This is a genomic window from Pseudomonas sp. FP2338, from assembly GCF_030687515.1.
Lineage (GTDB): Bacteria > Pseudomonadota > Gammaproteobacteria > Pseudomonadales > Pseudomonadaceae > Aquipseudomonas > Aquipseudomonas salomonii.
On sequence record NZ_CP117436.1, the window covers coordinates 3,894,251 to 3,907,512 of the forward strand.

Consider the following 13,262-nt stretch of genomic DNA (forward strand, 5'->3'; position numbering starts at 1 on the left):
CCGCTCCCACATTGGACGCAGATGTCTGTAAACAAGGCCAAATGGGAGGTTTCAGCCTACCTTGTAGGATCCTGCCACATCTTGCCGTTTGGTGATCGAGAAAGCGGCACGTATGATGCATCCCAAACTCCCGCAGATTAGAAGCCTATGTCCCTGATAGTTCTACTGCTTCTGCCTTTTATCGGCAGCTGTCTGGCGGCCTTGCTGCCGCATAATGCACGTAACACCGAATCCCTGTTGGCCGGCCTTGTGGCTCTGGTCGGCACCATTCAAGTCGCTTTGCTCTACCCTCAGATCGCCCACGGTGGCGTGATCCGCGAAGAATTCATGTGGTTGCCCAGCCTCGGGCTCAACTTCGTGCTGCGCATGGACGGGTTTGCCTGGCTGTTCTCGATGCTGGTGCTGGGCATCGGCACGCTGGTGGCGCTGTATGCGCGTTATTACATGTCGCCGGATGACCCGGTGCCGCGCTTCTTTGCGTTTTTCCTGGCCTTCATGGGTGCCATGCTCGGGCTGGTGATCTCCGGCAACCTGATCCAGATCGTGTTCTTCTGGGAACTGACCAGCCTGTTCTCGTTCCTGCTGATCGGCTATTGGCACCACCGCGCCGATGCCAGGCGCGGCGCCTATATGGCGCTGATGGTCACCGGCGCCGGCGGTTTGTGCCTGCTGGCGGGTGTGATGCTGCTGGGGCATATCGTCGGCAGCTATGACCTGGATCGGGTGCTGGCGGCGGGCGATCAGATTCGCGCGCATTCGCTGTACCCGGTGATGCTCGCGCTGGTGCTGATCGGCGCCTTGAGCAAGAGCGCGCAGTTCCCTTTCCACTTCTGGCTGCCTCACGCCATGGCGGCACCGACGCCGGTGTCGGCCTACCTGCACTCGGCGACGATGGTGAAGGCCGGCGTGTTCCTGCTGGCCCGCCTGTGGCCGTCGCTGTCCGGCAGCGAAGAATGGTTCTGGATCGTCGGCGGTGCCGGCGCACTCACCCTCCTCCTCGGCGCTTATTGCGCCATGTTTCAGAATGACCTCAAGGGCCTGCTGGCCTATTCCACCATCAGCCACCTCGGGCTGATCACCCTGCTGCTGGGCCTCAACAGCCCGCTGGCCGCCGTCGCTGCGGTGTTCCATATCCTCAACCACGCCACGTTCAAGGCTTCGCTGTTCATGGCCGCCGGCATCATCGACCACGAAAGCGGCACGCGGGATATCCGCAAGCTCAGTGGCCTGGTGCGGCTGATCCCGTTTACCGCGACCCTGGCCATGGTGGCCAGTGCGTCCATGGCCGGCGTGCCGTTGCTCAATGGTTTTCTGTCCAAAGAGATGTTCTTCGCCGAAACGGTGTTTATCTCGGCGACAAAATGGGTGGAAATCGCCCTGCCGATGATCGCGACCATTGCCGGTACCTTCAGCGTGGCCTATGCCCTGCGCTTTACCGTCGATGTGTTCTTCGGCCCGCCGGCGACCGACCTGCCCCACACGCCGCACGAGCCACCGCGCTGGATGCGCGCGCCGGTCGAACTGCTGGTGTTTACCTGCCTGCTGGTGGGCATCTTCCCGGCCCAGGTGGTCGGTTCGATCCTTGCTGCTGCCGCACTGCCGGTGGTCGGCGGGGTACTGCCCGAATACAGCCTGGCCATCTGGCACGGCTGGAATGCGCCGATGATCATGAGCCTGGTGGCCATGTCCGGCGGCATCGTGCTGTACCTGCTGCTGCGCAAACAGCTCAAGCGTGGCCGTTTCAAATACCCGCCGATCATCAGTTACTTCAACGGCAAGCGCATGTTCGAGCGCAGCCTGGTGGTGATGATGCGCGGCGTGCGCCGTATCGAAAGACGCATCAGCACCAAGCGCCTGCAAACCCAATTGTTCCTGCTGGTGCTGGCGGCGGTGGTTGCCGGGTTGATCCCGATGCTCAACAGCGGCCTCAGCTGGGGCGACCGGCCGAAGATCCCTGGCTCCATCGTGTTCGTGACCCTGTGGGTGCTGGCCATCGCCTGTGCGCTGGGCGCCGCCTGGCAAGCCAAGTACCACCGGCTGGCAGCCCTGACCATGGTCAGCGTATGCGGCATGGTCACCTGCGTGACCTTCGTATGGTTCTCGGCGCCGGACCTGGCCCTGACGCAACTGGTGGTCGAAGTGGTCACCACCGTGCTTATTTTGCTGGGCCTGCGCTGGTTGCCACGGCGGATCGAAGAAGTCTCGCCACTCCCGAGTTCGCTGCGCAAGGCGCGCATCCGCCGCCTGCGCGATTTCCTGCTCTCCACCGTGGTCGGTGGCGGCATGGCGCTGCTCTCCTACGCGATGCTGACCCGCCAGACACCCAACGATATCTCCTCGTTTTACCTGAGCCGCGCCTTGCCCGAAGGCGGCGGCAGCAATGTGGTGAACGTGATGCTGGTGGACTTCCGGGGCTTTGATACCTTGGGCGAAATCACCGTGCTCGGCGCCGTGGCGCTGACCGTCTACGCTCTGCTGCGCCGCTTCCGCCCGTCCAAAGAAAGCATGGAGTTGCCGCCACAACAGCGCCAATTGGCGCCGGACGTGGCCACCGACCTGGTCAACCCGCGCCAGGCCAGCGACACCGCCCTGGGCTTTATGATGGTGCCGGCGGTGCTGGTGCGCCTGCTGCTGCCGATTGCGCTGGTGGTGTCGTTCTACCTGTTCATGCGTGGCCACAACCAGCCGGGCGGCGGTTTTGTCGCGGGGTTGGTGATGTCGGTGGCGTTTATCCTGCAATACATGGTCGCCGGCACCCAGTGGGTCGAAGCGCAGATGAGCCTGCGGCCGATGCGCTGGATGGGCTTCGGCCTGCTCTCGGCCACCTTGACCGGGCTCGGCGCCCTGTTCGTCGGGTACCCGTTCCTCACTACCCACACCTGGCACTTCAGCCTGCCGCTGCTGGGCGATATTCATATCGCCAGCGCGTTATTCTTCGACGTCGGCGTGTACGCCATGGTCGTCGGCTCCACGCTGTTGATGCTCACCGCCCTCGGTCACCAGTCGGTGCGAGCGCATAAACCGAGCAACCAGGCCAAAGCCGTTGCCGCAACCGAAGGAGCCGCCTGATGGAAGAAGTCATCGCAATAGCCATTGGAGTGCTGGCGGCCTCCGGCGTCTGGCTGATCCTGCGCCCACGAACGTTCCAGGTCGTCATGGGCCTGTGCCTGCTGTCGTATGGGGTCAACCTGTTCATTTTCAGCATGGGCAGCCTGTTTATCGGTAAAGAGCCGATCATCAAGGACGGCGTGCCGCAAGACCTGCTCAATTACACCGATCCGCTGCCCCAGGCTTTGGTACTCACGGCGATCGTGATCAGCTTCGCCATGACCGCCTTGTTCCTTGTGGTGCTGCTGGCCTCCCGTGGGCTGACCGGCACTGACCATGTGGACGGCCGGGAGCCCAAGGAATGACGTGGATGAATCAAATGATCGTCGCGCCGATCCTGCTGCCGCTGCTGACCGCCGCGCTGATGCTGATGCTCGGCGAAAAACGCCGCCCGTTGAAAGCCAGGATCAACCTGTTCTCCAGCGTCATCGGCCTGGGCATCGCCATCCTGTTGCTGTACTGGACACAAAAAGGCGGGCCCGGCTCGATTGGCGTGTACCTGCCGGGCAACTGGCAGGTGCCTTTCGGCATTGTGCTGGTGGTGGACCAACTGTCGGCGATGATGCTGGTGCTCACCGGCATTATCGGCGTGAGCGCGCTGCTGTTCGCCATGGCCCGCTGGGACCGCGCCGGCACCAGCTTTCATGCACTGTTCCAGATCCAGCTGATGGGTTTGTATGGGGCATTCCTGACGGCGGACCTGTTCAACCTGTTCGTGTTCTTCGAGGTGCTGCTGGCGGCCTCCTACGGCTTGATGCTGCACGGCTCCGGCCGCGCGCGGGTGTCGTCGGGGCTGCATTACATTGCGATCAACCTGCTGGCGTCGTCGCTGTTCCTGATTGGCGCGGCGATGATCTACGGGGTCACCGGCACGCTGAACTTTGCTGACCTGGCGCTGAAAATCCCGCTGGTACCGCAAGCCGATCGCGGCCTGTTGCATGCTGGCGCGGCGATCCTCGCCACTGCATTCCTGGCCAAGGCCGGCATGTGGCCATTGAATTTCTGGCTGGCACCCGCCTACTCCTCGGCCAGCGCGCCGGTGGCCGCAATGTTTGCGATCATGACCAAGGTCGGCGTGTACACCGTGCTGCGGTTGTGGACCTTGCTGTTCTCGGGCCAAGCCGGTGCGTCGGCGCTGTTTGGCGGCGACTGGCTGGTATACGGCGGTATGGCGACCATCGTCTGCGCGGCGCTGGCGATGGTCGCGGCGCAACGCCTGGAGCGGATGGCCAGCCTGAGCATCCTGGTATCGGCCGGGATCCTGCTGTCGTCGGTGGGCTTTGCCCAGCCAAGCCTGACCGCCGGGGCATTGTTCTATCTGGTCAGCTCGACCCTGGCGCTGAGCGCCCTGTTCCTGCTGGCCGAGTTGATCGAGCGTTCGCGCTCAGCCAATGATCTGCCGCTGGATGAAGAAATCGACGCGCTGCCCAAGGCCATGGAATCGTTGCACCCACGCCCCGGCGTCAACCTGGATGACGAGCAGAAAGCCGTGGTCGGCCAGGTGATTCCCTGGACCATGGCCTTTCTGGGCTTGAGCTTTATCGCCTGCGCACTGCTGATTATTGGCATGCCGCCGTTGTCCGGGTTTATCGGCAAGCTCAGCCTGTTGAGCGCGCTGGTCAACCCAATGGGCCTGGGCAACGCGGTGGATGAGCCGATCCGCCCGGCGGCCTGGGGTTTGGTGACGCTGTTGATCTTGTCGGGCCTGGCTTCGCTGATCGCCTTCGCCCGCCTGGGTATCCAGCGCTTCTGGACGCCGGAGGAGCGCCCATCGCCGCTGCTGCGTCGCTACGAATGTGTGCCGATCTTCTTCCTGCTGGGCCTGAGCATTCTCCTGACCTTCAAGGCCGAACCGTTGATGCGCTACACCCAGGCCACGGCCGAGAGCCTGAATAACCCGGAGCATTACGTGATGGCGGTGATGGCCACGCGCCCGGTGCTGAGCCCTGAATCCAAAGCCGCCGCGCTGGAGGTGCAGCCATGAAGCGCCTGTTCCCTGCTCCGTGGCTGTCGTTGGCATTGTGGGTGCTGTGGCTGGTGCTGAACCTGTCGGTCAGCCCTGGCAACCTGTTGCTGGGCGCGGTGCTGGGCTTTCTCGCGCCGCTGCTGATGGCGCCGCTGCGCCCGCTGCCGGTGCGCATTCGTCGTCCCGGCATCATCATTCGCTTGTTCTTCGTGGTGGGTCGCGACGTGATCGTGTCCAACCTGCACGTGGCCTGGGGCGTACTGACGTGCGGATCCCGCCCGCCGCGTTCACGCTTTATCAAAATCCCGCTCGACCTGCGTGACCCCAACGGCCTGGCCGTACTGTCGATGATCACCAGCGTGACGCCTGGCACAGTCTGGTCGGAACTGGCCCTGGACCGCAGCATCCTGTTGCTGCACGTGTTTGATCTGGACGAAGAAGCGCCGTTTATCGAGCACTTCAAACGCGTCTACGAGCGGCCCCTGATGGAGATCTTCGAATGAGCGCCCTGCTCTCCAATGCAATCCTGGTCAGCCTGTTCCTGTTCTCGCTGGCGATGGTGCTGACCCTGGTGCGCCTGTTCAAAGGCCCGTCCGCGCAAGACCGGGTTCTGGCGCTGGACTACCTGTACATCCTGGCGATGCTGATGATGCTGGTGCTCGGCATTCGTTATGCCAGTGACACCTACTTTGAAGCGGCGCTGCTGATTGCGCTGTTTGGCTTTGTCGGATCATTCGCTTTGGCGAAATTCCTGCTGCGTGGCGAGGTGATTGAATGATGCCGCTATGGGTTGAAGTAATCGTGGCCGTGTTGCTGGTGCTCAGCAGCCTGTTTGCGCTGATTGGCGCGATCGGGTTGTTGCGGATGAAGGATTTCTTCCAGCGCATGCACCCACCGGCACTGGCCTCCACACTGGGCGCGTGGTGCGTGGCTCTGGCGTCGATTATCTATTTTTCGGTGCTCAAGTCCGGGCCGGTGCTGCACGGCTGGTTGATTCCGATTTTGTTGGCGATCACGGTGCCTGTTACCACGCTGCTGTTAGCGCGCACGGCGCTGTTTCGCAAGCGCATGGCCGGTGATGATATACCCGCCGAGGTGAGTAGTCGCCGGGCTGAAAACGTATCAAAATCAGCCTAGCGACTCAAACAGCCCGTTGGCATCAAGGGGTTTGCGGGATGAAGCCTTGAAGGGGCGAGCCAAAAGGCACACCGCTGTCGGGATCGAACGCAAACCATTTTTCCTGCACCTTGACGGCCTTCAGCGTTACCTGATTAACCGTGCCCTGTACGGGCGTAACGGGAGCGGCGTTCGCCTTTTTGAGCATCTCGGATAAGGTGGGAGCGCTGTCCCTGACAAAGCGCAATTTTGCGTAAACATCAGTAGGTACATACACCCCCATCCCGATCTTGACGGAAACGCCTTTGTGCGAACGTCTTAGAAAATCTCCAAGTCGACTCGGCTGGCTCGGAAGACCAAAGAAGCCCTCCCCCGGATTAAATATCCCACGCAGCAATGCAGTGCCTTCCTTGAGAACAGAGGTACGAAGTGCCTGCTTGTTCAGGCGTGATGCAAACTTGATCGCCTTCCATGCTTTACGGGCGGCCTGTGCTCCTCCCGCACCTAATAACAGTAATGTATCGATTGCCAAGCCTTTCAAACCGTCCTTAACGTTACCCTCGTAGATGTCAACCAGCGGGCCGATAAACGAAATCATCGACACCAGCGCGCGACCATTTTCTTTGTTCATTAGACGATTGACATAGCCCCGAACGTTATCTTCACTGGGCAGCACTGCATTGGCATCATCAATGAGTTGCTGACGATGCCCGCTATAGTTGCCGATGTAATTACCCGAAAGTATAACGTCAATAATCGCCTGGGTTTTGGCAGAACCAAAGGTGTCAGGCACCCACTCATCGCGGTTGTCACCTGCCCCTTTCGAAGCAGAACCTGGCACCGAAGCCCCTACTTTGGAAATGATCACCTTCGACGTTGCATTGTCACGAGGGGCCTCACCCGTGAGGTATGCGTTGAAATCAAAGGGCTGTTGAGTGCCCCGCAGATACCGAAGTTTCTTCGTGCCACTTCGCCATCTGGGCACGGTCTCTTCTTCAATAATGCCCTCGTTCAGGTTCAATTTTTTGCCGGCCAGACTGGTCGTGCGATCAATAATCGTCCCGGACGTGGGGAAAAATTCGAGATAGCGAGTTTTGCCCTCATATTTAATGCGCAGCAGCACCCCGTGCCACCCCCGATTCCGAGCCACTTTATTGCCCTTGTTAGCATCTTCCTCCTGCGTCTCACCGGTTTCTCGACGTAGCCTATAGACTTGGACATCCCCCCACTCCATAGCCTGGCGAACGTCGAGGGGCAAGTTTGCAAGACTCATCTTCATCAGCGAGGGCATCGCACCCTTGACGTCACTCAGGTATTGATCAACTGCGCCCGCGACCTGATCGGCAACACGAGGGAGTGTCTTTATCCGGGATTCAAATTCCGCTTGTGTGATCCGTGGATGACTGAAGGCAAACCAATTCTCATGCAGATCCCCCGTGGCATACGCCTCAACCAATGTGGGCCATTTCGTATTTGTGCCGACACCGGAGAGGCTGTGTTTGGTTGCAGGCTTCCTCAATGTGATAGTTTCTATTTCACTGTCGGTCAACTCAGGAAATGCCTGTTTCAGCGCCTTGATCGCCAGGCTGCTACGGGTGGGCGGGGCTGTCCCCAAGGTGACTACCGATTGCTCGATCGCCTCGGAACGACGCGTAATGCCGTCAGACGCCGCCTGGTAATCGTCGGGCGTATAGAGACCGTCACTTCTTCGTGGCACGGTACCCGTCATGACCCCTACATCGATTACCCGCCTGGCGCCAAGCGCCATAGCCAGTACTTGCTGTTGCGGCTGGACGGCCTCCAGCGTGGTCAGTGCGCCAAGCTCATTCATGCTCATGCCGCGACTGGCTCCAGCTCCGCCCCATACTTCGGCCAATGCACTGCCCAGGCTAAGTGTCATCCACGCCGGGCTGCCTATACGTATTTTGTCAGGCGACTGGCGGAGCAGTTCAGGGAGCTTTGTCGACTCCTGTTGGTCCGGTTTCACCAGAAACTCCGGTGCGGCATGTGCCAGGAACAGATGAGCCACCAACGGTGCAGCCCGCACGCTCACGCCCTTTTTCTCGACCAAGTGTTTTTCAAAGTCTTTGCGTACAGCCCCCATCTCACGCCCCATATTGGCCGGGGTGTAAAACTGATAACCGGCGGCGCTTCCAGGGGCGGCGGGAACATCAGGATCGACACTGAGCATGATGGCGGCGGTCAGCAAACTTTTCCGTTGCGCAGCATCGATATCGTCATCACCCTCCCCCTTATACCAACCCAACGTCTGGGCAAGTTCCCGCCCCCACTGCTCGGCCTGTGGCGTGTTGAGTAGCTCGTCCCAAATCTGATCTGCCTTGGCGGCCGTTTCCTGTGGCAGGGCTTGCGTGACTATCTGACGACCCAATGCGAACCCTATCGTGTTGGCGCCATACTTCTGATCCGTCGCCAACGAAACCAGCTGACTTTTCTCACTCGCCGACAAGGTTCCCGCAGCCCACTGCTGAGGGAGTAATTTCGCATAGTTGCCGACAGGGGTAGTCGGTGCGAAGCGGTTGCGCAACCATTTGGCAGCGGCGCGAGCCTGCCCTGCTGTGTCGATCGCATCCATGCCCATCGACCTCGTGACCTGACGCAGATCGTGGCGATCGTCTGAGTAGAGCGCGTGACCCGACTGCTCACTCAACACTACAACCGCCGCAAATGCGTCTTTGAGCGACTGGCTCCAACTGCCACTGACAGGGACATCCAACCACTGGTTGAGGATCGGTTGCAGCACTTGCAGACGGCCTTCACTGATACGGTACGCCTGATCCGGCGCTGTTTGCCCAAGATCCGCCAGAACACCTTGCATCTCAGGAAGTGCAATCAGCTCGGCCAGGCGCCTGCGAGCCTCCTGGTCGTTTCTTAACGGGTTGGTGACAGAGACCTTGAACTCACTACCTGACAACGACAAAGGCGCGCTGTCCGCAACGCCGTCGGCCGCACGCTCCAAAGCGTCGGCAAGGTTTTCACGGTCATCAAGCTCGTTGATACTGCGCTTTGACCATTCAAGCCGGAGCAGGTGATTGCGTGTCTCTGCTGCAGACAGCGCAGGCCAGCCCGCCTTCAGGCTTGTCACAAGCGCAGCCACTTGCTCCCAGGTATCGGGCGTCATAACGCCATAAAACAAGCTCGCCACATTCCGCGAAACTTGCCGGCTGTCCATAGAGACATAAGGCACACCTTGGTGCGTGGGGTCTAGCGCCTCAAGCGCGCGCATCACATGCGCCGATACCTGCCACCAGCCAGACGTGTCTTGTAGAGTGTATGTCTGACGAGAGGTCACTCCATCGCGGGTAACCAATCCCGATACGCTATTTTTGCCAATAGTCACCGAGTCCAAGGAAAAACCTTTACTCCTCAGCCAAGCTAAAACCTCGGGCTGATTCACCACACGCTTGTAGATTTCGAACGGCTGAGAAATCAGAGACCGTTCGGGCACGGTCACTAACGAATCCGACACACTGCCCATCTTCGTAATCAACTGCGCCTGAAGGGTTTGATCTGCATCAGCGGAGTGAGAGTGGGGGCCAGCCAACGGGCCCAGCGTGTTGTGTGCAGGTTTGTCAGGCGTCTGCACAAGTTCGCGTTTCACGCGCCTCTTGGCGATAGGATTGGCGTCATCGGAAGGGCCCCCGAATCGACCGGGTGATACCAGGCTTCCACGTGTTTGGATGGGCGGGAGCACAGGCAATCGTTGTTGAGCGTCTACCGCTGCAAGCGGCGCGAGACCACTCAGGCTTTGGCTTGATGGGTGGTAAGACTCGGAAGATGGAACGATTGTGGAATAAGGATTATCGGCGGGCGATAAATACCCACTTTGAGAATTGACGTGCGTCGCCAGGGAAATTGGCATACTAAATTCTCCGCAACAGAGCCACTTAATAGTGTTCTCGTCCTAAGAACCGTTGCAGCCAAGCTAGGAGAAAAAAACTGCGTCCTCTATAAGAATATTCCGATCCGCCCATTGAAAAAACCAGACCTCCTATACTGGCTTGACAATGGGCACTTTAATTAAAACGCGCCTTGGCCCTAAACGAAGGCATCAGCCAAACGATCGAATACGACACTTTTGGCGACAAACGCCAGTTGTACCTGCAGGCCATGGCACGCACAGGACCAAGAGGAATTGGCCGCTGACATTGACCTGTCGGGCGCCTGCGACTTTCTGATGGCCACCCTCAGCGGCATGAAAATCGCCGGCAAAGGCGGCGCAACGGTCGAGCAGTTGGCGAGCATCGCGGTGTTTGCCATTCGGGCACTCGGCGCGAAAGTCTAATTACAGGATCGGCGCGCCGAACCGGTTCAAGCGCGGCATCCAATGATCGAGTATCTCAGCTGACGCCAGCACATGATGCGCGTGCCCAATCAACAAGCGGCGTGGCACAAAGCCGATGTAGCGCGAATCATCGCTGTTATCGCGGTTGTCTCCGAGCATGAAATAGCTGTCGGCCGGCACGGTGACCGGGCCGAAATTTCGCAATGCCCGAACTGTGGGCATGAACTGAATGGTGCGTTTACTGTTGCTCGCCAGCTCGGTCAGCTTGATACCCGGCACTGTCTGGCCTGGCACGATCGGTTCACTGATGTCCTGGCCATCACTGTAGGTGGCGGGCGTGCCGTTAACCCACAGCACTTCATCTTTCATTTCCAGGGTATCGCCGGGAATGCCGACGATGCGTTTGATTAAACGCATGCCGTCCTTGGGTGACGAGAACGTCACCACATCACCCCGTTTGGGGTCATCCAGCTTGGCCAGGGAAATATCCGTGAGCGGCAACTTGAGGTCATACGCCACGCGGTTGACCAGCACCACATCGCCCTCAAGCAACGTCGGGCGCATCGACCCGGACGGGATGGGGTTCCAGTCGGCCAGGGAGGTGCGGAACACGCCGAAGCACAGCCAGAAAAGGATGACGTAACGGTAGCGGCTCAACCAACTTCGCATACAGCCTCGCACTAAAAAAGCGGCGCAGACAGCCGCCGGAAAATCCAAGGTAACATTTGGCAATACTCGCTTATTACACCGGAGGATTAAATTAACATTAGCGTTACGGCCTGCAATTCAAGGTATTCAAAAAGGAGAGTCGCCCCCCATGGAAATCAAATGCTCGGTCTTTATCGCGGCCAGCGTCGACGGCTTTATTGCCCGAGCAGACGGCGATATCGAATGGCTGCACCGGCCCGAATACGAAGCCGCCGAACTGAACGGCGTGACCTATGAAAGCTTCATTGCCACAGTTGATACGTTGGTGATGGGTCGCAAAACCCTGGAAAAAGTCTTGTCGTTTCCCGAGTGGCCGTATGAGGGTACGCCGGTCATAGCACTGTCTCACCAGCCGATGGAGGTGCCCGCGCATTTGCACGGCAAGCTTGAGGTGATGGCGGTAGACCCGACCACACTGGTAGCCCAGCTAGCCGAGCGTGGCATGCTGCATCTTTACATCGATGGCGGCCAAACGATCCAGGCGTTTCTTGAAGCAGGCTTGATTAACGAGCTCATCATCACGCGCATTCCGGTTTTGCTGGGACAGGGCATTGCGTTGTTCAGCCAGCTCGGCAGTGGACATGAACTAAGCCATGTCAGTACGTGTACGTCTGAAAACGGCTTTGTTCAGAGTCGGTATCAGGTCACCGCCGAGCATTGAGATTCAAGTGCCCACGCTCGGCAATTTTCGGCAGGCGTGTTGATCCGGCCCAATCACCTATCAGACCAAAGCCACTGCATTAGCATAAATATGAGTGGGCGGATGGCCACCTTGCGCCCCCCACTTTTCCTCCCTACCATTAATCACTGCCATGGAGTGACCTGTCATCACACCATTGATTAGAACGCCGTGTGTGACAACACCCAGCTGCCCACGCCCCAAGGTCCTGACATCTGTTTCTCGGATGTGAGCGGACAAGCCCAGACGCCGCAACCCATCTCTACGATCGCTATCACCATCATTAATGCTGTATAGCGCGGCTTCAAAACTCCTGCTGGCGTAACCATCGTTGTTTTCCAATTGTGCTCGTTTGGCACTCGCGGCATACAAAAAGCAAGCATCGGCCAGCATCGCCGAGTCAGTGCCTTTAAAATCCGATCTTTGGGCTGCCGTTGCTAACTCGCTCTTGGACAGGTGGAGCCTGAAGCCATCGCGCATCACCACGTCATAGCCATCCCCCGCTAGTTTCACTTGGTTGAAAATATCGGTGGGTTTCTGACCAAACCTCATCATCGCCGCTTTTATGGCCGCAACCGTGATGCAGTTCCCGTCCTTCCCTTGGCTGAAACCACTCCAGATATTACCGGGTCCACTGCCTGCGCTGGGCTTTCTTCCCGGATGACTCTTGGAGGTGTAATAGTCATAAGACTCCCTACTCTGATTGGGTGTCTGGTTGTTCACGCGCTGCTGATTGCGAAGTGCAGCTCTGTTGCCAGATTGGGTATCACGCGGGGAAAGCCTTGTGTTGGGCAACGAGGAATCACCCGCCTCTGGAAACTTTTGCTGCATAGACTGACCAACAGCAACCTTGGCCTCTGCGTAGTGGTCAAGGGTCTGGATCAGCTTGTTGAGATTGTTCTTGAAGGCGACGTCACCCGTCCTTTCCCGGATCAGCTTCAACCGGTCATTCAAACTCGAGGCCGTTTGGGCCTTGGACCCTGGCGCCGCTCTAAGCCACTCATCAACCTGTTGTCTCACCGCAGCAACATCAGCCGCAGACGCGGTAGATACTGAATTCGGTAGCACGCCATTCTGAGCATAAAGGCCGCTCCCACCCACTGGCCCTGTTACCCCTGGATTCCACATCTACGACTCTCCCGACTAATGGATTAAAAAGCCCATAAGGCTGCAACCTCTCATTGGTTAGTCGGACACCGAAAGTTCCATGTTTTAAAGGCTTGCTGCCCCGCCATCACACACCATTCTCCGGCAATTGGAGCAGGCGCTGGCTCGTTTCCAGCCCAACGCAGGGATAAATCCAACAACAGCAGGTATGCAGAGCGGGCACGGTAAAATGTGGGAGCGGGCTTGCTCGCGAAGGCGGAGTGTCAGTTGATACA

General features: G+C 58.8%; 11 protein-coding genes. 8 read left to right on the top strand and 3 right to left on the bottom strand.

Going from position 1 to position 13,262, the window contains the following annotated elements; translation table 11 throughout:
- Window positions 1-147 precede the first annotated feature (147 nt).
- Genes PSH96_RS17580 through PSH96_RS17605 form a run of 6 tightly spaced genes read left to right on the top strand, consistent with a single transcriptional unit; the run spans window position 148 to window position 6,211 of the window.
- Window positions 148-3,069 (top strand): monovalent cation/H+ antiporter subunit A, encoded by a 2,922-nt coding sequence (locus PSH96_RS17580; protein ID WP_305454096.1) that lies wholly within the window; start codon window positions 148-150, stop codon window positions 3,067-3,069.
- Window positions 3,069-3,413 carry a Na+/H+ antiporter subunit C gene (locus tag PSH96_RS17585; RefSeq protein WP_003192163.1) on the top strand — a complete coding sequence of 115 codons (345 nt, stop codon included), beginning with the start codon at window positions 3,069-3,071 and terminating at the stop codon, window positions 3,411-3,413. Before PSH96_RS17580 ends, PSH96_RS17585 begins: the two co-directional genes overlap by 1 nt.
- Complete coding sequence (locus tag PSH96_RS17590) at window positions 3,410-5,092, top strand: monovalent cation/H+ antiporter subunit D (protein WP_305454097.1); 1,683 nt, start codon at window positions 3,410-3,412, stop codon at window positions 5,090-5,092. The genes PSH96_RS17585 and PSH96_RS17590 overlap by 4 nt, the downstream gene beginning before the upstream one ends.
- The gene (locus PSH96_RS17595; protein WP_236373070.1) at window positions 5,089-5,577 is read left to right on the top strand and encodes a Na+/H+ antiporter subunit E; all 489 of its coding nucleotides are present in this window, start codon (window positions 5,089-5,091) and stop codon (window positions 5,575-5,577) included. Before PSH96_RS17590 ends, PSH96_RS17595 begins: the two co-directional genes overlap by 4 nt.
- Complete coding sequence (locus PSH96_RS17600) at window positions 5,574-5,852, top strand: K+/H+ antiporter subunit F (protein WP_056858502.1); 279 nt, start codon at window positions 5,574-5,576, stop codon at window positions 5,850-5,852. Before PSH96_RS17595 ends, PSH96_RS17600 begins: the two co-directional genes overlap by 4 nt.
- Complete coding sequence (locus tag PSH96_RS17605) at window positions 5,849-6,211, top strand: Na+/H+ antiporter subunit G (RefSeq protein ID WP_305454099.1); 363 nt, start codon at window positions 5,849-5,851, stop codon at window positions 6,209-6,211. The genes PSH96_RS17600 and PSH96_RS17605 overlap by 4 nt, the downstream gene beginning before the upstream one ends.
- A gap of 22 nt (window positions 6,212-6,233) precedes the next feature.
- Here PSH96_RS17605 and PSH96_RS17610 read toward each other — a convergent pair whose 3' ends face one another.
- Window positions 6,234-9,809, bottom strand: a complete 3,576-nt coding sequence (locus PSH96_RS17610) for a hypothetical protein (RefSeq protein WP_305454101.1) — start codon at window positions 9,807-9,809, stop codon at window positions 6,234-6,236.
- A 534-nt stretch (window positions 9,810-10,343) separates the two neighbouring features.
- Here PSH96_RS17610 and PSH96_RS17615 point away from each other — a divergent pair.
- The gene (locus PSH96_RS17615; RefSeq protein ID WP_244160719.1) at window positions 10,344-10,493 is read left to right on the top strand and encodes a hypothetical protein; all 150 of its coding nucleotides are present in this window, start codon (window positions 10,344-10,346) and stop codon (window positions 10,491-10,493) included.
- Here PSH96_RS17615 and lepB read toward each other — a convergent pair whose 3' ends face one another.
- Window positions 10,494-11,162, bottom strand: coding sequence for a signal peptidase I (gene lepB / locus PSH96_RS17620; protein ID WP_305454103.1), 669 nt, complete (start codon window positions 11,160-11,162; stop codon window positions 10,494-10,496).
- A 148-nt stretch (window positions 11,163-11,310) separates the two neighbouring features.
- On the opposite strand from lepB, the gene PSH96_RS17625 reads away from it, so the two are divergent.
- Complete coding sequence (locus PSH96_RS17625) at window positions 11,311-11,862, top strand: dihydrofolate reductase family protein (protein WP_305454104.1); 552 nt, start codon at window positions 11,311-11,313, stop codon at window positions 11,860-11,862.
- A 60-nt stretch (window positions 11,863-11,922) separates the two neighbouring features.
- Here the strand turns inward: PSH96_RS17625 and PSH96_RS17630 are convergent, their stop codons facing one another.
- Complete coding sequence (locus PSH96_RS17630) at window positions 11,923-12,834, bottom strand: hypothetical protein (protein ID WP_305454105.1); 912 nt, start codon at window positions 12,832-12,834, stop codon at window positions 11,923-11,925.
- Between the last annotated feature and the right edge of the window lie 428 nt (window positions 12,835-13,262).

Bases quoted from the DNA above. Each gene is read 5' to 3' on its own strand.
- PSH96_RS17580 (WP_305454096.1), top strand. From the start codon at position 148: ATGTCCCTGATAGTTCTACTGCTTCTGCCTTTTATCGGCAGCTGTCTG.
- PSH96_RS17585 (WP_003192163.1), top strand. From the start codon at position 3,069: ATGGAAGAAGTCATCGCAATAGCCATTGGAGTGCTGGCGGCCTCCGGC.
- PSH96_RS17590 (WP_305454097.1), top strand. From the start codon at position 3,410: ATGACGTGGATGAATCAAATGATCGTCGCGCCGATCCTGCTGCCGCTG.
- PSH96_RS17595 (WP_236373070.1), top strand. From the start codon at position 5,089: ATGAAGCGCCTGTTCCCTGCTCCGTGGCTGTCGTTGGCATTGTGGGTG.
- PSH96_RS17600 (WP_056858502.1), top strand. From the start codon at position 5,574: ATGAGCGCCCTGCTCTCCAATGCAATCCTGGTCAGCCTGTTCCTGTTC.
- PSH96_RS17605 (WP_305454099.1), top strand. From the start codon at position 5,849: ATGATGCCGCTATGGGTTGAAGTAATCGTGGCCGTGTTGCTGGTGCTC.
- lepB (WP_305454103.1), bottom strand. From the start codon at position 11,162: ATGCGAAGTTGGTTGAGCCGCTACCGTTACGTCATCCTTTTCTGGCTG.
- PSH96_RS17625 (WP_305454104.1), top strand. From the start codon at position 11,311: ATGGAAATCAAATGCTCGGTCTTTATCGCGGCCAGCGTCGACGGCTTT.